Consider the following 21,561-nt stretch of genomic DNA (forward strand, 5'->3'; position numbering starts at 1 on the left):
CCTACGCGACCCCGACACAAGAGACGAACGTTCCCTCATGGCCCTGTCCTCCCTTTCCTCCGCTCGGCTCACCATCGGCACCCGCGGCAGCCCCCTCGCCTTGTGGCAGGCCCATGCGGTGCGCGATGCGCTGGCGACCACGCTCGGCCGATCGCCGGAAGGCATCGTCATCGAAGTGATCCGCACCTCCGGTGACAAGATCCAGGACCGCGCCCTGTCGGAGGCCGGTGGCAAGGGGCTGTTCACCAAGGAGATCGAGGAAGCCCTTCTGGACAAGCGTGTGGACCTCGCGGTCCATTCCGCCAAGGACGTGGCGACCACCTTGCCGGACGGGCTGCATCTGGCCGGCTACCTGCCCCGCGCCGATGTGCGCGACGCTCTCATCCTGCGGGAAGGCGCGAGCCTGTCCGACCTGCCGGCCGGGGCGCGCGTGGGCACGGCTTCCTTGAGGCGGGAGGCCCAGTTGCGTCGGCTGCGGCCCGATCTGGACGTGGCGCTCCTGCGGGGCAATGTCCACACCCGGCTCGCCAAGGTGCAGGAGGGCGAATTCGACGGCACGCTTCTCGCCCTCGCCGGCCTCACCCGCCTCGGCCTTGCCGACAAGGCCAGCGCCCTTTTGGATACGCAGGATTTCCTGCCCGCCGTGGGCCAGGGCGCCGTGGCCATCGAATGCCGCATGGATGATCCGCAGACCAATGCCGCCATCGCCGCCATCGCGTGCGGCGATACCGGCATTGCGCTAACGGCCGAACGGGCCCTGCTCGCCGCCCTCGACGGCTCCTGCCGCACCCCCATTGCGGGCCTTGCCACCGTTGACGGACGGCAGGTGCGCCTGCGGGGGCTGGTCATGACGCCGGACGGGCAGGACAGCGCGGCCATCGACATGACCGGCGCCGCCGACGAAGCCGGCATTCTCGGAGCCGTGGCGGGCGCTGAACTGCGTGGCTCAGCCCCCGCTCGGGCCCTGGGCCTCGCCTGAGGAACCGGCATGCGGCTCCTCCTCACCCGTCCCGAGCCCGGCGCCTCGGCCACCCTGGCCCGACTGACGGCGCTGGGCCATGAGGTGGTGAGCGACCCCATGCTCGTAATCGCGCCGACGGGCGCGTCCCTGCCCCGCGGCAGCTTCGACGCGCTGGCCTTCACCAGCCTCAATGCGGTCCGCATCCTGGCGGCGCAGGCCACCGCACCGGAGATCTTTGCCCTTCCCGCCTTTGCCGTCGGCCATCGCACCGCGGCAGAGGCGCGGGCGGCGGGGTTCAAGGAGGTGATCGACTGCGCGGGCGATGTGGGAAGCCTGGCCAGGACGCTGGCGCTCCAATTGCCCGCCGGGGCCCGGGTGCTGCATGCGGCAGGGGAGGAACGGGCGGGCAATATCGGTGCAGCCGTTGCCGGGCGCGCCATTTGCGTGGACGTTTGCGTGCTCTATCGCGCCGTGCCGGCGGACCATCTGTCACCCGAGACCATGGAGGCCCTTGCCTCAGGCGCCCTTGAGGGAGCGCTGCATTATTCACCCCGCACCGTCGCGGCCCTCCTGGCCGCCACCGCGCGCGCCGGACTGAGGGAAAAGATGTCCTCGCTCCGCCACTTCTGCCTCTCGGCGGCGGTGGCAGCGCCACTCCGTGCGGCGGGCTATGGGGCCGAGGCCTGCGACCACCCCGAGGAGGCCGCGCTCCTTGCCCTTCTCCCTCCGCCGCATCGGGCAGAATGACGCGGGCGGCCTCATCACGGCCATGCTGGCCGGCTACCGATCCGGCGCACGGATGAAACCATACTGCCACGTCGGCGGTTGCCCCGCCGGGGCGGGCGGTTTAAGCCGGTCAGGCCCGGATCAAACGGACGAGGAGGCCCATGGCGAGGAACGATCGCAGCCGCAACGACCCGACTGGCACCGAGCCGGGCCCGGCGAGCGCAGACCTGCCACCGGAGGATCGTACCTCCCGACCGGCTCCCGAAGCCGCGGTGGACGATCCCATGCCGGCCACCCCCGACGCCATCCTGCCCGACGCAGCGGGCGCCGCGGCCCCATCCCCCTCCCCCGCCGCCGTTGCGGAGGCCAAGCCATCCTCCGACACCGCCGCGCCCGCGCCGGAGGCCCGCACCGCGCCTGAAAAGGCGAAGGCGGATGCCCCCGAAAGCGCCCTCATCTCCCCGCCCGCCCGTTCCCATCGCGAGGGCCCCTCGCCGTGGCTCGCCTTGCCGGTGGGCGCCATTGCCGGCGCGCTGGCGGCGGCAGCGGTGGTCTACGGCATCAATGGGCGGCTCCCCGGCGGCCCGGACGGCGATCTTGCGGCCCGCGTGGTGGTTCTGGAATCCCGTCCCATCATCGATCCGACCGCACTCTCCACTCTGTCCGCGCGCGTGGCCAAGCTGGAAGCCGCGCCGCCGGTGGACGTCCACGCGGCCCTGTCCGGCATCCAGGGCGAGGTGAATGCCCTGAAGCAATCCCAGCAATCGATCCTGGGGGCGACCAAGGACAGCGCGGCCGCGGCCGCCGCTGTCAGCCAGCAAGGCACCGCCTTGGCTGCCCGCATCGACGGCGTGCAGAAAAAACTGGACACCGTCGCGGCCGCTTCCGCCGCCACCGACAAGGCTGTCGCCACCCTCGCCGTGGTCGGCGCTCTGCGGGAGGCCATCCTGTCCGGCCGGCCTTTTGCCGCCGAGTTGAACGCCGCCCGCGCGGTGCTCGGCCAGGGCGCCGCCCCGCTTGAGGCAAGCGCCGGTGCCGCCGCCAGCGGCCTGCCGACGCCCGCTGAGTTGAGCCGCAAGCTCACGGAAGCGGCCGCCGCTGCCGGCCAGAGCGTCAGCGAGGCGCCAGCTGCACCGGCCGGAGGCTCCATGGTGGACCGCCTGCTGAACAGCGCCGAAAGCCTCGTGCGCGTGCGCTCCTCCGACGCGCCGGCCGCCCCGGCTGCGGCCGACCGCCTCGCGGCGGCCCAAGCGGCCCTGCGCGCCGGCGATCTCGACAAGGCCCTGGAGGCGCTCAACGCCCTGCCGGCGGACCTGAAGACCAAGCTGGCCGCCGTCACGGCGCAGATCACCGCCCGCCGCGACGCGGCCACCGCCGCGACCGCCCTCTATCAGCAGGCGCTGGCCGCCATTTCGGGGAAGGTTCCGTGATCCGCCTCGTCCTTCTTCTCATCGCACTCGCCCTGATCGCCTTCGGCGGCGCCTGGATTGCCGACCGGCCGGGAGAGATGGTGATCGCCTGGCAGGGCTGGCGCCTGGAGACCACGGTCCCCGTGGCGCTGGCCGCGCTCGCCCTGTTTTCGGGCGTGCTGATCCTGGTCTGGCGGCTCCTTTCCTTCCTTCTCTCGTCGCCGCGCCTGCTGGCCCGGTTTTCCCGCCGCCGGCGGCGGGAGAAGGGCTGGGAAGCCATTTCCCGTGGCCTGCTTGCCATCGGCGCAGGCGATGCCGCCGCCGCCCGCCGCGCACGCGACGAGGCGGCGCGCTACTTGCCCCACGAGCCCCTGACCCATCTTCTGGCGGCCCAGTCCGCGCAGTTCGATGGCAACCGGGACGTGGCGGTGCAGTCCTTCCGGCTGATGCTGGAAGCCCCGGAAACCCGCATCCTCGCCCTGCGCGGCATGCAGATGGAGGCGCGACGCGCCGGGGATCTGCCCGCCGCCCGTGCGCTTGCCGAGGAAGCCGCCACCCTCGCCCCGGCCTTGCCCTGGGCGGTGGATGCGGTGCTGGAGGCCCGCTGTGCGGATGGGGACTATGCCGGTGCCCGCGAAACGCTCGAGCGGCAGATGGCCGCCCGCGGCATCGACAAGACCCAGTATCGCCGCCGTCGCGCGGTGCTGCTGGCGGCTGAGGCCCTCGCCATCGAGACCAGCGATCCGGCGCTCGCCCGCGAGCGGGCACTGGAAGCAGTGCGGCTTGCGCCGAGCCTCGTGCCCGCCGCCGCCGTGGCCGGCCGTCTGCTGGGCCAGGCGGGCGATCTGAAGAAGGCGGCCAAGATCCTCTCCGCCGCCTATCAGGCAACGCCCCATCCCGAGCTGGCGGATGTCTATGCCCACCTGCGGCCGGGTGACGCGGCCATCGACCGGCTGAAGCGGGTCCGGGTGCTGGCCGCCACGGCGTCGGAGCATTTCGAAAGCCGCATCGCCCTCGCCCATGCCGCCCTGGATGCACAGGAGTATGCGGAGGCCCGTGCGGTGCTGCAGCCGCTGGCCATGGAGCCCACCCAGCGCATCTGCCTGCTGATGGCGGAGCTGGAAGCGAGCGAGAATGGCGACGTGGGCAAGGCGCGCGAATGGGCCGCCCGCGCCCTGCGTGCGCCGCGCGATCCCGCCTGGATCGCCGATGGCGTGGTCTCCGAGCATTGGGCACCGGTCTCCCCGGTCACGGGGAAGCTCGACGCCTATGTGTGGGAGGTGCCCCCGGGCGTCACCGCAACGCCGCTGATCGAGCACGAGGCGGAGCGGCTGAGGGCCGCCATTGCCGCCATTCCGCCGCCCAAGCCGGCCATCGTGCCGGCCGCCGAGCCAGCGCAGGCGGAGGCGCCTGCCCCCGTGGCGCCGGCGGAACCCGCCAAGGCGGAACCCGCGCCCGCGCGCGGCGAGGCCAAAGCTTCTCCCATCGTCGCCATGCCGCCCCTTCCCGACGATCCCGGTCCGTTGCGGTCGGAAGAGGATGTGGAGGCCCGCCGCCCCGCGGCGCTTTGAGACGAACTGGGATGCGGAGCGCCTGAACGCCCCGCATCCCCCGCCGCATGCCCATGTCCGAGTGCTGAAACCATCGGCTTTCGGCGCTGTGCCTTGTGGGCCTTCGGCGGCGGTGCTATGCGGCCCGCATGACCGCCAGCGCCCAGACCCATATCCGCAACTTTTCCATCGTCGCCCATATCGACCATGGCAAGTCCACCCTCGCCGACCGCCTGATCCAGATGACGGGCGGCCTATCCGAGCGCGAGATGTCGGACCAGGTGCTCGACAATATGGACATCGAGCGCGAGCGGGGCATCACCATCAAGGCCCAGACCGTGCGCCTCACCTATAAGGCGCAGGATGGCCAGACCTATACGCTCAATCTCATCGACACACCCGGCCACGTGGACTTCGCCTATGAGGTGAGCCGTTCGCTCGCCGCCGTGGAAGGCTCGCTCCTGGTGGTGGACGCCTCCCAGGGCGTAGAGGCGCAGACGCTGGCCAACGTCTACCAGGCCATCGACAACAATCACGAGATCGTCCCGGTCCTGAACAAGATCGACCTGCCGGCCGCCGAGCCGGAAAAGGTCAAGAGCCAGATCGAGGACGTGATCGGCCTTGATGCTTCCCACGCCATCGGCATCTCGGCCAAGACCGGTCTCAATATCGACCAGGTGCTGGAAGCCATCGTGACCCGCCTGCCCGCCCCCGTGGGCGACCGCGACGCGCCGCTGAAGGCGCTGCTGGTGGACAGCTGGTACGACACCTATCTGGGCGTGGTGGTGCTGGTGCGCATCATCGACGGCACCCTGAAAAAGGGCATGCGCATCAAGATGATGGGCGCGGACGCCGTCTATGACGTGGACCGCGTCGGCGTGTTCACGCCCAAGATGGTGGCCATGGAGAGCCTGGGCCCGGGCGAGATCGGCTTCCTCAACGGGTCCATCAAAGAAGTGGCCGATACCCGCGTCGGCGACACCATCACCGAGGACAAGCGCCCCACCGCCGAGCCCCTGCCCGGCTTCAAGCCGGCCCAGCCGGTGGTGTTCTGCGGCCTGTTCCCGGTGGATGCGGCGGATTTCGAGGATTTGCGCGCCGCCATGGGCAAGCTGCGCCTCAACGATGCCAGCTTCTCCTTCGAGATGGAGACCTCGGCAGCGCTCGGCTTCGGCTTCCGCTGCGGCTTCCTGGGGCTACTGCACCTGGAGATCATCCAGGAGCGCCTGTCGCGCGAGTTCGACCTCGACCTCATCGCCACCGCGCCGTCGGTCATCTACCAGATGGAGCTGACCGACGGCTCCACCATCGACCTGCACAACCCGGCCGACATGCCGGATGTGGTGAAGATCGAGGAGATCCGCGAGCCCTGGATCCGCGCCACCATCATGACGCCGGACGAATATCTGGGCGCCGTGTTGAAGCTCTGCCAGGACCGGCGCGGCAACCAGATCGAGCTGACCTATGTGGGCGCCCGCGCCATGGTCACCTATGACCTGCCGCTGAACGAGGTGGTGTTCGACTTCTACGACAAGCTGAAGTCCATCTCGAAGGGCTATGCCTCCTTCGACTACAACATCACCGACTATCGCCCCGGCGACCTCGTCAAAATGTCCATCCTGGTCAATGGCGAGCCGGTGGACGCCCTGTCCATGCTGGTCCACCGCACCCGGGCGGAATTCCGCGGCCGGGCCATGTGCGAGAAGCTGAAGGACCTGATCCCGCAGCACCTCTTCAACATTCCCATCCAGGCCGCCATCGGCGCCAAGGTGATCGCCCGCGAGACCATCAAGGCCCTGCGCAAGGACGTGACCGCCAAGTGCTATGGCGGCGACATCACCCGCAAGCGCAAGCTTCTGGACAAGCAGAAGGAAGGCAAGAAGCGCATGCGCCAGTTCGGCAAGGTTGAGATCCCGCAGGAGGCGTTCATCGCCGCCCTGAAGATGGACGACTGAGCCGACCTGTCACCCAAGGAGCTCCGGGCGGTGCCCGGAGCGGCGCCCTCACGCCTTTCGCGAGAAGGCCATGCCGGCGTGGATGGCCCCGGCCAGCACCAGTGCGGGCAAGGTGGCGCCCACCTCCGGCACAAAGGTGGAGACACCGTGGAAGATGGCGATGCCACAGGCCCAGGCGAACAGTGCCGGCACGTTCCATCCGGCGGTGAACCAATAGGCCCCACCCGGGCGCGTGATCGCAGCCGCTTCGATCCGACGGCCGCGCACCAGGAAGTGGTCCGCCAGTACGACCCCGAACAGGGGGGCGAAGACGGACCCGATCAGCAGCAGGAAGCCCTCATATTGCGCCAGCGGCACGGTCAGCGCGATGAGGGTGCACACGGCGCCGAAGCCGAGCGCCAGGACCGGGACCTTGCCGAACAAGGTGCCCGTTGAGACCGCAGCCGAGTGAATGTCGGCAAAGGCATTGTCGGTCTCGTCCAGGAGAATCAGCAGAAGCGCCAGGCCGCCACCGGCGGTGGCCAGGGCTGTCACCAGCGACATTTCCTCACCCGTGGCCAGCCCATAAGCGGCGCCGAGGCCGTAGAACCAGACATTGGCGATGAAATAGCCGAGCGCCGTGCCCCGGAACACGCCGGAGGACGTGCGACCGAAGCGGCTGTAGTCGCAAATGAGCGGCAGCCAGGAGAGCGGCATGGCCACCACCAGGTCCACGGCGCCACCAAAGCCGAGGCCGCCTTCCGCAGGGCGGGTGAACAGGGCCTTGAGGTCATGCTGGGCCAGCAGCCGAAAGGTCAGCCACGCGGCCGCGGCCAGGATCAGCCACAATCCCCAGGCCCGCAGGAAACGGCGCACGAAAGACACCGGGCCGAGCACGGCGATGCCGGTGGCCAGGGCGCCGAAGACCACCGTCCACACCACCGGCATGGAAACGCCAAGGGTGGTGCGCAGGAGCGCATCGGCAGCCTGGCTCATGATGATGATCTCGAACGACCCCCATCCCACCAGTTGGATCACGTTGATGAGGGTGGGCACCACGGCGCCGCGCAGGCCGAGCGTCGGCCGTAGCATGGCCATGGAGGCGAGGCCGGTATCCGCCCCGATGACCCCCACCAGCGCCAGCAGGATGACCCCCAAGGCCGAGCCGGCGAGGATCGCCCCCAGAGCCGCGCCCAGGCTCAGGGCGGGCGTGAGCAGAGCGCCCGCCTGGAGGACGAGGAGCCCGATCCCCAACGAGAACCACAGGGCAAAGGCATCCCGCGCGCCGAAAGCCCGCTGGGCGGGGGCGACGGGGACGAGGGGATCATAGGAAGAAGGAGAGTCCATGGGGCCACCGGCAAGCTGTGCCGTCGCGGACCCTAGAGCATTTTCGCGCGCAGTGGGAACCGGTTCGCGTGAAGGAAATGCGCCAGGAACAAAGATTTAGACCGCTTCAGCTTTGCCATGGAACGCTGAAGCGCTCGACAAAGTCCTCCCAGCCACGAAAAATCTGAAGGACGCGAGCCGTTGAAGCCGAGGCTGGCCATCACCACGCCCAGTTTTGGCAAAGCCGAGGCCAGTCCGGTGGAAGCGCCGCGGCCCTCCCGCCCGGCCAGGGGGTTCTCCCTGGCTGCATCGGACCCATCAACCCGCCCCGGCAGCAGGGCGGGAGGCGCGCGCCGATCCCATCAGCCGGCGCGCGGACCGGTCACGGGCAACGGACATAAACCATGGTGCCGTAGCGCTTGGAGACTTCCGGGTCGACCCACTTCAGCACCAGCACATTGCCGTTGAAGGAGATCACCTGGCGGTCGCGCTCGCCTCCCGCCGGGTCTTCCGCCGGGCCGATGAAGACCGGCTGGCCGGGCACCTGCTTGGAGATGACCTCGGTGAGTTTGTTGTCGTCGGCGAGGTACATCATCACGCCGCCATTGGGGCCGGCGGTGATGACATAGGGATTGGAGCACTGGGCGCGGGCCTGGTTTTCCGTGCGCTGGGCGTCTTCCGGCCGGTGATAGGCGGCAAGGCCATAGCGCCCCACGAGGCTCGCGGCGGCGATAGGGCTCGTATATTGCGGCACTGCGGGCTGCGGGGGAGGCGGGGGCTCAGAGGCGCAGCCCGCCAGAGCGAGAGCGGCGATGAAGGCAGCGGCGGCAAACCGACCGCGCGACCCTTGCCGCACCGCCCGGTCCTCTTTGCGACCCTCGTGCCCGGCACGCGACCTGCCTGCGAGCGATGAAGCGGGAGACCAAGACATTCACAAACTCCGAAGCAAGCGCCCGAACCGCATCGCCGCGCTCCCGGAAGGAACCGGCGATTGGGACCATAGTGCCTGTTCGGCGCGGCGTCGATGCTCGTACCGAAGGGTCGCCCCTCCGCCGCCGCCAGCCCGCCCGCCGATGGCCTCAAGATCGCCAATCTAGCTGGCCATCTCTTACATAAAGGTAAGGGCCGCCTCCTTGACGGGCCGCAAGCGCCATCCTATCTCCGGTCGCGGATTGGCACTCTCCAGATGGGAGTGCCAACATTCGCGGGCCAAGCGCCCGCAGGGATAAACTGAGAGGATCAGGCCCATGTCCTTCCGCCCTCTGCATGACCGCGTGGTCGTCAAGCGCATCGAAGCCGAGCAGAAGACCGCCGGCGGCATCATCATCCCCGACACCGCCAAGGAAAAGCCCCAGGAGGGCGAGGTCGTCTCCGTGGGCCCCGGCGCCCGCGACGAGAGCGGCAAGGTCGTGGCGCTTGATGTCAAGGCCGGCGACCGCGTCCTGTTCGGCAAGTGGTCCGGCACCGAGGTCAAGATCGACGGCCAGGACCTGCTCATCATGAAGGAAAGCGACATCCTCGGCGTGATCGGCTGAGGCTTCGGCGCTTTTTCCCTTTTCTCATTCAGGAGTAAGGCACATGGCTGCCAAAGAAGTGAAATTTTCCGGCGATGCCCGTGAGAAGCTGCTGCGCGGCGTCGACATTCTCGCCAATGCTGTGAAGGTCACGCTCGGCCCCAAGGGCCGCAACGTGGTGATCGAGAAGTCCTTCGGCGCCCCGCGGATCACCAAGGACGGCGTATCGGTCGCCAAGGAGATCGAGCTCGAGGACAAGTTCGAGAATCTCGGCGCCCAGCTGGTCCGCGAAGTCGCTTCCAAGACCAATGACCTGGCCGGCGACGGCACCACCACCGCCACCGTGCTCGCCCAGGCAATCGTCAAGGAAGGCGCCAAGGCTGTTGCCGCCGGCATGAACCCGATGGACCTGAAGCGCGGCATCGACCTTGCCACCGCCGAGGCCGTCCGTGACATCCAGGCCCGCGCCAAGAAGGTCTCCTCCTCCGCCGAGGTGGCCCAGGTCGGCACCATCTCAGCCAACGGCGATGCCTCCATCGGCGAGATGATCGCTGGCGCCATGCAGCGCGTGGGCAACGAGGGTGTCATCACCGTCGAGGAAGCCAAGACCGCTGACACCGAGCTGGAAGTGGTCGAGGGCATGCAGTTCGACCGCGGCTATCTGTCTCCCTATTTCATCACGAATGCGGAGAAGATGATCGCCGACCTGGAAGATCCCTTCCTGCTGATTTTCGAGAAGAAGCTCTCCGGCCTCCAGCCGATCCTGCCCGTTCTTGAGGCTGTCGTGCAGACCGGCAAGCCGCTGGTGATCGTGGCCGAGGACGTGGAAGGCGAGGCGCTGGCCACCCTCGTGGTCAACAAGCTGCGCGGTGGCCTGAAGGTCGCGGCCGTCAAGGCCCCCGGCTTCGGCGATCGCCGCAAGGCCATGCTGGAAGACATCGCCATCCTGACCGGTGGCCAGGTGATCTCCGAGGATCTCGGCATCAAGCTCGAGAACGTCACCCTCGCCCAGCTCGGCCGTGCCAAGAAGGTCATCCTCGAGAAGGAAAAGACCACGATCGTCGACGGCGTTGGCGAGAAGGCCGACATCGAGGCCCGCGTCGCCCAGATCAAGGCCCAGATCGAAGAGACCTCCTCCGACTACGACCGTGAGAAGCTCCAGGAGCGTCTGGCCAAGCTCGCGGGCGGCGTCGCGGTGATCCGCGTCGGCGGCGCGACCGAGGTCGAGGTCAAGGAGAAGAAGGATCGCGTGGACGACGCCCTGAACGCCACCCGCGCTGCGGTGGAAGAAGGCATCGTCCCCGGCGGCGGCGTGGCCCTGCTGCGCGCCAAGAAGGCGGTCGAGGCCCTGACCTCCGACAATCCCGACATCGCCGCCGGCATCAAGATCGTCCTGCGCGCCCTCGAGGCCCCCATCCGCCAGATCGCCGAGAATTCCGGCGTGGAAGGCTCCATCGTGGTGGGCAAGGTGCTGGAGACCAAGGAGCCGAACTTCGGCTTCAACGCCCAGACCGAGGAATATGTGGACCTGGTGGCTGCCGGCGTCGTCGACCCGGCCAAGGTGGTGCGCACCGCCCTCCAGGACGCTTCTTCCGTGGCCGGCCTGCTGGTGACCACCGAGGCGCTCGTGGCCGAGCTGCCGAAGAAGGAATCCGCGGCCCCCGCCATGCCCGGCGGCGGCATGGGCGGCATGGACTTCTGAGGCAGTCCAAGCCGACCAAGACCTTAAGTGCCCAGCCGGCAGCGCCGGCTGGGGGCTGATACAGAAAGGGCGCGGTTCCGGCCGCGCCCTTTTTGCGTTTCAGACCGTCTCGGCGAAAGCCAGCGCGTGGGCCAGAGCGGGCAGCACGTCGCGGCGCATGCGGCCGCCGTAGAAAAGAGAGAAGTGCCCCGCCCCCTTCACCAGCCGATGCCGACGCATGGCCGCCGGCACGTTGGGACACAGGGCGTGCGCGGCCTCCGTCTGGCCGGGGGCGGCGATGTCGTCATCCTCGCCCTCAAGTGTCAGGAGAAGCGTGCGGTCAATGGCCGCCAGATCCACCCGGCGCCCTCCCACATGGAGCGTCCCGGCGGCGAGCTGACGCTGCCGGAACACGCGTTCCACATTCTCCAGGAAGAACTCCGCCGGAATATCCATCATGTCCCAGCACAGCCGGGCGAGCGGGAAGTTCAGCGGATCATCGCCATCATCGGCCAGCAGCTTCAGCGGCAGTTCGCCGCCCGTGAGGCCTTGCCGCCAGAGGTAAAAGCCAAACGCCTGCATCTGCCGGCTACGGGGGAAGACCCGCCGCCCCGCGCCGGGAAAAACCGCAGGCACCGTCTCGAACAGCGCGTCCGCCGGTCCAGTGCTCACGGGAGAGGACAGGACCCGGTCCAGATTGGTGGGGTGGCAGGCGGGATCGATGGGTCCCCCCAAGAGCGAAAGGCTGGCGGGTCCGCGCCCCTCCTCGGCCGCAAGCGCGGTCGCGACCAGGGCCGGCACGGCGCCCTGGCAGACCCCCACCACATGGCAGGACGGCCCGAGCGCCGCAATCATGGCCGCGGTCTCCAGGCAATTGGCGTCGAAACCGAAGGCCCCGCGCTCCTGCGGCAGGTAGCGGGCGTCGGGCCAATCCGTCACCGCCACCTGATCCGCAAGGCCAAGCAAGGCGACGACCAAGTCCCGCAGCAGATAGGGAAAGGCGCCGGCCAGCGGGGCCACCACGAGGATGGAGCGGCGCGGACCGCCCACGGCCCGGAAGCACCGGAGTTGCCCGGCGCCGAACACCGCATCCACACTTTCTTCCACCGGAACGCGTCTGGCCCCGCGGCGCACCGTGCGGATGCCAAAGGGGCGAAAGGCACCACTGGCCAGCGGGGATGCCGCCCGCCCGGAGGAAGGCCCCCGGGCGTTCGGGTGGTGCTGCGTCTCCTCCACCATGGGCCGGTCCTCATCGGCAGATTGGGCCGAAGCGAGGATACGCGCTGGACGGGAAATAGGAAATCGACGGATCCGCGCAGTCCCGACCGGCCTCCGACGGAGCCGGATCGCCGGTATTCACATGGGCTAAAGGCTCGCCGCCGCCCGGGCCGCCTGGTCGTAATGGCCGGACAGCGCACGCAGCACCGCCGCGACCTCCGACAGCTTTTCGGCCGAAATGCCCGTGGCGGCGACGGTCGGTGTCAGCAGGGCTTCGCGCACCTCGCGATAGCGCCCGCACGCCCTCCGACCGGCCTCTGTGGCGGACAAGGTCTTTTCCTTGCCGCGCCGTCCGGCGGCGACCAGGCCGAGGCTCTGCAGTTTCTTGGCGGCGTAGGTGACGAGGTGTGTGTCCTCCACGTCGAGGACAAGACACAGATCGGCGATGGTCTTGGGCCGCTGGCGATGTACCACATGATGGAGCACCAGCACATCCAGGGCGGACAGATCCGGTACCCCGGCGGCGGCCATGCAACGGATCATCCAGCGCTGATAGGCATGGCTGATCATGTTGAGCCCGAATTCGAGCTCGGAGAGCGCCGGCAGGGCGCCGTCCGCCAGATGGGCCGAGGACACGATGGACCCCAGCGAAGAGGTCGACAGCTTCGGTTCCGACATGGACGGGCACCACCTTCGGCAGAAAAGACCGGGCGGCCTTTCAGCCGCCCGGTGCGATCTCACTTCTTGAAGGCTTCCACGATGGCTTGTCCATCCGGGCCGGCCTTTTTCAGCCAGTCGGCGGTCAGCTGTTCGCCGATCTTCTGGAAGCCGGCCTTCAGCTCGGGCGAGGGCGGCTCCACCTTCATGCCGTGGGCCTTCAGCTGCTCCATGTACCACTTGGACTTCTCGATGGAGGTCTGCCAGCCCCGCTCCTCGGCGGCGGCTGCGGCCTTGAGGACCGCCTCCTGGGTGGGCTTGTCGAGGGCGTCGAAGGCGGCCTTGTTCACGAACACGAGGTTCTTCGGCAGCCAGGCCTGGACGTCATAGAAATAGGGGATGCTCTCCCAGATCTTCACGTCATAGCCGGTGGCGGCGGAGGTGATGAGGGCGGTGACGACGCCGGTGGCCAAGGCCTGCGCCAGCTCCGCCTGCTGCACGGTGACCGGCTGGGCACCGATCATTTCGCCGATGCGGGAGGTGCCGGGATTATAGGCCCGCCACTTGGCGCCCTTCAGGTCGGCCAGCGTATTGACCGGGTTCTTGGAGAAGATGCCCTGCGGCGGCCACGGTACCGCATAGAGCACCATCAGGCCCTGGGAGGCGAGCTTCTTTTCCACCGCCGGGCGGGACAGCTTCCAGAGCTTCTTGGAATCCTCATAGGAGGTGGCCAGGAAGGGCACCACGTCGATGCCGAAGATGGGATCTTCGTTCTCGTGGATGGACATGATGACTTCGCCGGCCTGGGCCTGGCCGGTGGCCACCGCGCGCTTGATGTCCGGCGCCTTGAACAGCGAGGCGTTGGGATGGAGCGTGATGACCAGCTTGCCGCCGGACGCAGCTTCCACGTCCTTGGAGAACTGGGCGAGGTTCTCGGTGTGGAAATTGTCCGACGGATAGGCGGACGGCAGGTTCCACTTGGTCTGGGCCGCCGCAGGCCCGGCGGCGAGAGCGGCAAGGCCCGCGACGGCGAGCGCCGGGGCGAGGAAACGTTTAAGCGCCATAGTCTGTCCCTCTCGTGTTTGGCTTGCGACGTAATCAGCCCGGGAATGCCATGCGCGGCAGCACCAGGACGATGTCCGGGAACATGGTGATGATGATGACGGCGACGTTCAGCAGAAGGAAGAAGGGAAGCGCCGCCTTTGCCACGGCCAGCGTGTCCCGGCCGCTCATGTTCTGCAGCACGAACAGGTTGAAGCCGACCGGCGGCGTAATCTGCGCCATTTCCACGTGGATGACGAGATAAACGCCGAACCAGACGAGATCGAAGCCCGCCTGCTTCACCATGGGCAACACGATGACCGCGGTCAGCACGATCATGGAAATGCCGTCAACGAGGCACCCCAGGATGATGTACATGACGGTCAGCGCCAGGGCGAGCTTGCCGGGGGTGAGGTTCAGCCCCTGCACCCATTCTGCCAGGGCCATCGGAATGCCCGTATAGGCCATGGCCGCAGTGGTGAACGCAGCGCCCGCGATGATCAGCATGATCATGCAGCTAAGCCGGGTCGCGCTCATGATGCTCTCGATGAGCGTCTTCCAGGTCAGCGTGCCGCTCCACCAGGCCAGCGCCAGGGCCCCGGTCACGCCCCAGGCGGCGCACTCGGTGGCGGTGGCAATGCCCAGCACCAGCGACAGGAACACGCCAAGGATCAGCAGCAGGCACGGGATCAGTTTGGCGGACTGGCGCATCTTCTCGCGGAAGGGCAGCACCGGATCACGGGGCGGCGTCTTCTTCGGATTGAGCAGCGACCACACGATGATGTAGCCGCTGTAAAGCCCCATCACCAGAAGACCCGGCAGGAAGCCGCCAAGAAAGACCTGCAGGACGGAGACGTTGGCGGTGACCGCATAGACCACCATCGGGATGGACGGCGGAATGAGGAGACCCAGGGTGCCGGCGCCGGCCAGCGAGCCCAGGCTCATCCCCTTGTCATAGCCGCGCTTGTCCAGTTCCGGCAGGGCGATCTTGCCGATGGTGGCGCAGGTGGCGGCGGAGGATCCCGAGACCGCGGCGAAGATTCCGCAGCCCACCACGTTCACATGCAGGAGACGGCCGGGCAGCCATTGAAGCCAGGGTGCGAGCCCTCGGAACATCTCCTCGGACAATTTGGTTCGGAAGAGGATTTCTCCCATCCAGATGAACAGCGGCAAGGCCGCCAGCGTCCAGGAGGCGGTGGCGCTCCACACGGTGGTGGCGAGCACCTGCCCGATGGGCGTCGGGGTGGTGAACATCATGGCCACCAGGCCGACGATGCCGAGGCCGAGGGCAATCCACACGCCGCTCGCCAGGATGGCGATCAGCAGCAGCAGAAGGACGATGGAGAGGGGAACCAGATCGAGGTGAAACATGGCTCACACTCCCCCGCCGGAGGCGATGCGTTCGACAATTTCATCGGGCGATGTCAACGGCTCCTTCTCGTAGCGAGGCCAATTGCCCTGGGCCACGTGGACCAGCTCATCCACCATGGCGATGAGCAAGATGGTCAGGCCCGCCGCGTAGCCGGTCTGGGGGATCCAGAGCGGCACGGCGACCACACCCTGCGACACATCGTTGAAGCGATAGGAATCGTACGTCAGCTGGATCGCGTTCCAGCTGAAATAGGCCAGGAAGGCGCAGCCGATGACGAGCGCCAGAATCTCCAACGCCTGCCGGGTCTTGCCGTGGAACTGCTCCAGCAGCAGGCCGACGCGGATCATGTCGCCCTTCTTGAAGGTATGGGCGAGCCCGAGGAACGTCATGGCCGCCATGGACCATGCGGTGAAGTCGTCACCGGCTGGCACGTTGATGCCAAACTCGCGCCCACCCGAAAGCGCCATCATCAGCAGGAAGATGGTCAGCAGGAAGAGCGCAGCGGCAACCCCTGACAGAAAATAGAGGCCGTCCAGGAATTTGCGGATCATGGACGTGCTCCCCGACGAAGGGGGGCATCCAGGAGCGCCAGCGAGGGCGGCTCATACCGACACGCATGCGCATGGGTCCGCCCCACGAGGCGGAAGCAATCGAAATTCATCTATTCCCCTCGCGGTGTGGCGCCTTGAGCCGAAGCCGGGCGCTCTGTCCGCTAATGTTGGCTGGTCACCTAATTTTCGTCAACAAAATGTTGACGTTTTTTTCGATGCGTGACTTCATTCCACTCACGCTTACAGATTGGGCGTCTGGAACCGCTTTTTCGGTCGGCGCCCGGAGTTCGCTGGGTCCGCCGGGCTTGGGCACCACCGTGCGCCAGGGGGACCGAGAAGAGGAAATTCTAATTTATGCGCTACTCATTCCGATTTCGGTATGAGTGCACCAAAAGGACGCCAGGCCAGGGCAAAGGCGTGGCGCAACACAGGTTATTCCCGGATCTGCCACGTGAAAAGCGGCGGATCCCCTTCCGGCCGGCCCGGACAAGACAGAGGTGGACATCGAGATGACGACGCGCACGGGTGAGGCAGAAGCGGCCGCCGGACCCAAGGGCACCTGGGAGTTCTGGATCGACCGGGGCGGCACCTTCACCGACATTGTCGGCCGCAAGCCCGACGGCACGCTCGTGGCGCACAAGGTGCTCTCCGAGAACCCGGAAGCCTATCGCGACGCCGCCGTCCATGGCATCCGCGAGTTGCTCGGCCTTGCCCCCGGCGCGCCCATTCCGGCAGGCCTCGTCTCCGCCGTGAAGATGGGCACCACGGTCGCCACCAACGCCCTGCTGGAGCGCAAGGGCGACCGCACGCTCCTGGTGACCACCCGCGGCTTCCGCGATGCGCTGCGCATCGGCTACCAGGCCCGCCCGAAGATCTTCGCCAAGAAGATCGTGCTGCCGGACATGCTGTTCGAGCAGGTGGTGGAGGTGGACGAGCGCATCCGCGCCGACGGGACGGTGGAAGAAGTGCCGGACCTCGCCAAGGTGCGCGCGGCTCTGGAAGCCGCCAAGGCCGATGGCATCCAGGCGGTCGCGGTCGCCTTCATGCACGCCTATCGCTACCCCGCCCACGAGGCCATGGTGGCGGCGCTCGCTCGCGAAGTGGGCTTCCCCCAGGTGTCCGCCTCCCATGAGGTCTCACCCCTCATCAAGCTGGTGGGGCGCGGCGACACCACGGTGGCCGATGCCTATCTGTCCCCCATCCTGCGCCGCTATGTGGCCCAGGTGGCGGAAGAGCTGGGTACGGGCGAAGAGGCGGAGACCATCCGCCTCATGTTCATGATGTCCTCGGGTGGCCTGACCGCTGCCGACCTGTTCCAGGGCAAGGATGCGCTTCTCTCTGGCCCGGCCGGCGGCGTGGTGGGCGCGTCCGAGACCGGGCAGATTGCCGGCCTCGACCGCATCATCGGCTTCGACATGGGTGGCACCTCCACGGACGTGTGCCATTTCGACGGGGAGCTGGAACGGGCTTTCGACACGGAGGTGGCCGGTGTGCGCATCCGCGCGCCCATGATGCGCATCCACACGGTGGCGGCCGGTGGCGGCTCCATCCTGCATTATGACGGCGCCCGTTTCCGAGTCGGCCCAGACAGCGCCGGCGCCAATCCCGGCCCCGCCTGCTATCGCCGCGGCGGGCCGCTGGCGGTCACGGATGCCAATGTGATGCTGGGCAAGCTGATCCCCGATTTCTTCCCGAGAATCTTCGGCCCCGGCCAGGATGCCCCGCTGGACGCCGAGACGGTGCGCGCCAAGTTCGAGGCCATGGCGGCCGAGATCGGCGATGGCCGCTCGCCGGAGGCCGTGGCCGATGGCTTCGTGACCATCGCGGTGGAGAACATGGCCAATGCCATCAAGAAGATCTCGGTGGAGCGCGGCTATGACGTGACGCGCTATGCCCTGTCCTGCTTCGGCGGCGCCGGTGGGCAGCATGCCTGCTTGGTGGCGGACGCGCTGGGCATGCGCAAGGTGCACATCCACCCCTTCTCGGGGCTTCTCTCGGCGTATGGCATGGGCCTTGCGGCCATCCGGGCTCTGCGCACCAAGGCGGTGGGCGAGCGGCTGGTGCCGGACGCCCTCGCCGGCCTTGCCACGCTGCGCGATGCCCTCGCGTCGGAAACCAAGGCCGAACTGAAGGGCCAGGGCGTCAGCGAGGCGGCGACCGAGACCGAGGCCAAGCTGCATCTGCGCTATGAGGGCACGGACACTGCCATTCCCGTGCCGCTCGCCGACCTTGAGGCCATGGTCGCCGATTTCGAGGCCCGCCATCGCGCCCAATTCGGCTTCGTCTCGCCCGAGAAGCAGATCGTCGTGGAGGCCATGGAGGTGCAGTCTTCCGGCGGCGGCGCGGGCATCGTGGAGCCCGACCTGCCGCTCTCCGAGGGCGCGCCCGAGCCTTGTCGCATCACGCGCTTCTTCTCCGGCGGCACCTGGCACGCGGCACCGGTGGTGCTGCGCGCCGCCTTCAAGCCGGGCATGGTGCTGAAGGGTCCTGCGGTTGTCATCGAGCCCAACCAGACCGTGGTGGTGGAGGACGGCTGGAGCGCAGAGGTGACGGCCAAGAACCACCTCATGCTGACCCGCACCGCGGTGCTGAAGCGCGCCGAGGCGGTGGGCACCCATGCGGACCCGGTGATGCTGGAGGTCTTCAACAACCTGTTCATGTCCATCGCCGAGCAGATGGGCGTGACGCTCCAGAACACCGCCTATTCGGTGAACATCAAGGAACGGCTTGATTTTTCCTGCGCTGTCTTCTCCGGCACGGGCGAATTGGTGGCCAATGCGCCCCATATGCCGGTGCATCTGGGCTCCATGGACCGCTCGGTGGAAACCGTCATTCGCGAGAATGCCGGCGCCATCCGCCCCGGCGACGTGTTCGCCCTGAACGCCCCCTATAATGGCGGCACCCATCTGCCGGACATCACGGTGGTCACGCCGGTCTTCGACGATGAAGGCCAGGAGTTGCTGTTCTGGGTCGCCTCCCGTGGCCACCATGCGGATGTGGGCGGCGTCGCGCCCGGCTCCATGAGCCCGCGCGCCACCACCATCGACGAGGAAGGCGTCTATATCGACAATTTCAAGCTGGTGGATGAAGGCCGCTTCCGGGAGACCGAGCTGGTCGACCTGCTGACGGGGGCCAAGTATCCCGCCCGCAACCCCGTCCAGAATGTGGCCGACCTCAAGGCGCAGATCGCGGCCAATGAAAAGGGCGTGCGTGAACTGAAGAAGATGATCGACACGTTCGGTCTCGACGTGGTCACGGCCTATATGGGCCACGTCCAGGACAATGCGGACGAAAGCGTGCGCCGGGTTCTCGATCGTCTCGCCGACAGCTCCTTCACCTATGAGATGGACCAGGGCACGGTCATCAAGGTGAAGATCACGGTGGACAAGGCAGCCCGCACCGCCAAGGTGGACTTCACCGGCACCTCGCCGCAGCAGGACAATAATTTCAACGCCCCAGAGCCGGTCACCCGCGCTGCGGTGCTTTATGTCTTCCGCGTCATGGTGGAGGACGAGATCCCCATGAACGCGGGGTGCCTGCGGCCCATTGAGATCGTCGTGCCCAAGGGCTCCATGCTCTCGCCGGTTTATCCAGCGGCGGTGGTGGCGGGCAATGTGGAGACCTCGCAGGCGGTCACCAACTGCCTGTTCGGGGCGCTGAAAGCCATGGCTGCCTCACAGGGCACCATGAACAATCTGACCTTCGGCAATGACCAAGTGCAGTATTATGAAACCATCTGCTCGGGATCTCCGGCCGGACCCGGTTTCGACGGCACGGACGCGGTCCATGTGCACATGACCAACTCCCGCCTCACCGACCCTGAAATCCTGGAAAGCCGCTTCCCGGTGCTGCTGGAGGACTTCCACGTGCGCGCGGGTTCTGGCGGCAAGGGGCGATGGACGGCGGGGTCGGGCACCTATCGCCGCATCCGCTTCCTGGAACGGATGGACTGCGCCCTCCTCTCCTCCCACCGCCGGGTGCGTCCCTTCGGAGGCGATGGCGGCGAGCCGGGCCTGGTGGGCGAGGGCTTCGTGCGCCGCAATGACGGCTCCTTCGACAACCTGGCGGGCTGCGACCAGACGGTTCTGGAAGCCGGCGAAGCCGTGATCGTCATCACCCCCACTGCCGGCGGATATGGCGATCCGGCTTTGCGCGAGGCGTGAGGAGACAGTCCGGGCGCGACCGTGTCGTGCCCGGCCTCTTGGTCCGTCGCTCATGAAAAGCGGGTGCGGGAGGCTGTACGGTGGCACTTCGCACCGGTGGGCGGAAGATCAGCCAGCGCACTTCTCCGGCGGTGCGAAAGCGGCAAGGCCTGCGACGGACGCCCGGATTCCTGCCGCCCGGAGCTCCAGCCGGGCACGGGATGCGTCCCCTCACGAGGGAAAGGACCATAGCGACGACGGGCGCTCCTGCGCACCGTCCAATAAAGGGCGCAGGAGCTATTTGTTGCTGGCGCTGTTGCCGTTGCCGGCCAGCCAGGCGAGCAGCGGATTGTCCGGGGTGCGGCCGGGGGCGTTGGGCACGCTTTCCACCACCACAACCTTGGTGACCTCGCCGCGCTTATAGGCGGCCAGGAACTTGTCATAGTCCTTGAACGAGATGCAGCCGTTGGAATCGCCTCGCGGCCCCATCAGGTAGGAATGGGTCAGGAAGCCGTCGCGTCCATACATCTTGCCCTCGCCCACCGGGCGCATGCGCAGGGCTTCCACCCCATGGAACAGCCGCTCGCGCATGGTCAGCGTGTAGACGTTGGGCGGGGTGGGCCCGATCATGCGGGTGGAGACAAAGGACAGGTTGTCCATGCCGTCCCCATAGCCCGAATGGGCCTCGAGCCGCTCGCCATTGGGCATGTAGACGGTCTGGCCCTTGATGTCATACACGGCGAACTTGTCGCCCGGCTGGGGCAGGCCGATGGCGCGTTCCCCGGGCTTGCCAGGAGCGGGCTCCACCGCGGCAGGTGCTTCCGCCGGAGGGGGCAGCGCGGCGACGCGGGGGCTCGCAGGGGCCGCCTCGCCGCTGGCCAGCGGATTGCGCTGCGGCATCGGAACCGAAGCCAAGCGGTCACGGCTTTCGAGCATGGCACTGGCTTCGTCCGACTGGCCGCGCGCGGCGCCCAGCGGATTGGCGGTTGGCAGCGGAACGGAACGCACCACATCCACCCGAGATCCGGGTGCAGGCGCGGGAGCCGGCACAGCGGCCACCACCTTGCGGCTGCCGCCGGCGATGGGATTGGGATCGTAGAGCCAGCTCGGCAAAGTGAAGAGAGTGGTCCGCACGGGCTCCATGGCCACGTCCGGCGGAATTTCCTCGTCGCTGGCCGCCTCGGCCGCCAGCTGCGCCGCCCGCTGGGCGAGCGCCTGTTCATCGAACACCGGTTCCGCGGTGCGCGTGAAGCCACCGACCGCCCAGGCCGCAACCACGGCCACCGCCGCAAGCCCACCGATGGCGACCACGGCGGTTCCGGCCACGCGCGCCAGGGTCCGCGCCCGCGGGGCGACATAAGGCTCTTCGTAGGCTTCTTCGTCGTTCCAGGCCGTGTAGGTCATGATCCCCACTGCTCAGTCCGCATGAACCGGGGGCGGATGTCTGACCGCCCCCGAAAACTCACACGGCATCACCGT

The 21,561-nt window shown here is 67.7% G+C and carries 16 protein-coding genes; 8 read left to right on the plus strand and 8 right to left on the minus strand.

The window, feature by feature from the left end:
- Positions 1–37: 37 nt before the first annotated feature.
- From hemC to lepA, 5 genes are all read left to right on the plus strand, one after another.
- Complete coding sequence (gene hemC, locus ACT54L_RS02785; protein ID WP_476084008.1) at positions 38–979, plus strand: hydroxymethylbilane synthase; 942 nt, start codon at positions 38–40, stop codon at positions 977–979.
- Between the two features lie 9 nt (positions 980–988).
- A complete protein-coding gene (locus ACT54L_RS02790) occupies positions 989–1,708 on the plus strand; it encodes a uroporphyrinogen-III synthase (protein ID WP_476084009.1) in 720 nt (239 codons plus the stop codon).
- Positions 1,709–1,848: 140 nt separating this feature from the next.
- Positions 1,849–3,117 (plus strand): COG4223 family protein, encoded by a 1,269-nt coding sequence (locus ACT54L_RS02795; RefSeq protein WP_476084010.1) that lies wholly within the window; start codon positions 1,849–1,851, stop codon positions 3,115–3,117.
- Positions 3,114–4,667 (plus strand): heme biosynthesis HemY N-terminal domain-containing protein, encoded by a 1,554-nt coding sequence (locus ACT54L_RS02800; RefSeq protein ID WP_476084011.1) that lies wholly within the window; start codon positions 3,114–3,116, stop codon positions 4,665–4,667. The genes ACT54L_RS02795 and ACT54L_RS02800 overlap by 4 nt, the downstream gene beginning before the upstream one ends.
- Before the next feature lie 128 nt (positions 4,668–4,795).
- Entirely contained in the window at positions 4,796–6,601 is a 1,806-nt protein-coding gene (lepA, locus tag ACT54L_RS02805; protein WP_476084012.1) for a translation elongation factor 4, read from the plus strand.
- 48 nt (positions 6,602–6,649) lie between these two features.
- Here lepA and cytX read toward each other — a convergent pair whose 3' ends face one another.
- Both cytX and ACT54L_RS02815 read right to left on the minus strand, forming a co-directional pair.
- On the minus strand, positions 6,650–7,927 hold the full coding sequence (cytX, locus tag ACT54L_RS02810) for a putative hydroxymethylpyrimidine transporter CytX (RefSeq protein ID WP_476084013.1): 1,278 nt from the start codon (positions 7,925–7,927) through the stop codon (positions 6,650–6,652).
- Positions 7,928–8,288: 361 nt separating this feature from the next.
- On the minus strand, positions 8,289–8,762 hold the full coding sequence (locus ACT54L_RS02815; protein WP_476084014.1) for a hypothetical protein: 474 nt from the start codon (positions 8,760–8,762) through the stop codon (positions 8,289–8,291).
- A 391-nt stretch (positions 8,763–9,153) separates the two neighbouring features.
- Between ACT54L_RS02815 and groES the strand changes: the two genes are divergently transcribed.
- Together groES and groL are read left to right on the plus strand one after the other, a co-directional pair.
- Positions 9,154–9,441 (plus strand): co-chaperone GroES, encoded by a 288-nt coding sequence (gene groES / locus ACT54L_RS02820; RefSeq protein WP_188584048.1) that lies wholly within the window; start codon positions 9,154–9,156, stop codon positions 9,439–9,441.
- A gap of 43 nt (positions 9,442–9,484) precedes the next feature.
- Complete coding sequence (gene groL, locus ACT54L_RS02825; protein ID WP_476084015.1) at positions 9,485–11,122, plus strand: chaperonin GroEL; 1,638 nt, start codon at positions 9,485–9,487, stop codon at positions 11,120–11,122.
- A 99-nt stretch (positions 11,123–11,221) separates the two neighbouring features.
- On the opposite strand, the gene ACT54L_RS02830 is transcribed toward groL, so the two are convergent.
- The 5 genes from ACT54L_RS02830 to ACT54L_RS02850 all read right to left on the minus strand — a co-directional run bounded on the left by ACT54L_RS02830 (position 11,222) and on the right by ACT54L_RS02850 (position 15,940).
- Positions 11,222–12,196 carry a polyhydroxyalkanoate depolymerase gene (locus tag ACT54L_RS02830; protein WP_476084016.1) on the minus strand — a complete coding sequence of 325 codons (975 nt, stop codon included), beginning with the start codon at positions 12,194–12,196 and terminating at the stop codon, positions 11,222–11,224.
- Between the two features lie 270 nt (positions 12,197–12,466).
- Complete coding sequence (locus ACT54L_RS02835) at positions 12,467–12,997, minus strand: winged helix DNA-binding protein (RefSeq protein WP_476084017.1); 531 nt, start codon at positions 12,995–12,997, stop codon at positions 12,467–12,469.
- 59 nt (positions 12,998–13,056) lie between these two features.
- On the minus strand, positions 13,057–14,040 hold the full coding sequence (locus ACT54L_RS02840; RefSeq protein WP_476084018.1) for a TRAP transporter substrate-binding protein: 984 nt from the start codon (positions 14,038–14,040) through the stop codon (positions 13,057–13,059).
- Between the two features lie 34 nt (positions 14,041–14,074).
- A complete protein-coding gene (locus ACT54L_RS02845; RefSeq protein WP_476084019.1) occupies positions 14,075–15,388 on the minus strand; it encodes a TRAP transporter large permease in 1,314 nt (437 codons plus the stop codon).
- Positions 15,389–15,391: 3 nt separating this feature from the next.
- Positions 15,392–15,940, minus strand: coding sequence for a TRAP transporter small permease (locus tag ACT54L_RS02850; protein ID WP_476084020.1), 549 nt, complete (start codon positions 15,938–15,940; stop codon positions 15,392–15,394).
- A 509-nt stretch (positions 15,941–16,449) separates the two neighbouring features.
- On the opposite strand from ACT54L_RS02850, the gene ACT54L_RS02855 reads away from it, so the two are divergent.
- Entirely contained in the window at positions 16,450–20,103 is a 3,654-nt protein-coding gene (locus ACT54L_RS02855; protein WP_476084021.1) for a hydantoinase B/oxoprolinase family protein, read from the plus strand.
- Between the two features lie 276 nt (positions 20,104–20,379).
- Here the strand turns inward: ACT54L_RS02855 and ACT54L_RS02860 are convergent, their stop codons facing one another.
- Positions 20,380–21,486, minus strand: coding sequence for a DUF2778 domain-containing protein (locus tag ACT54L_RS02860; protein WP_476084022.1), 1,107 nt, complete (start codon positions 21,484–21,486; stop codon positions 20,380–20,382).
- Positions 21,487–21,561: the final 75 nt, after the last annotated feature.

The sequence above is a fragment of the Aquabacter sp. DMC10 genome (assembly GCF_056314145.1).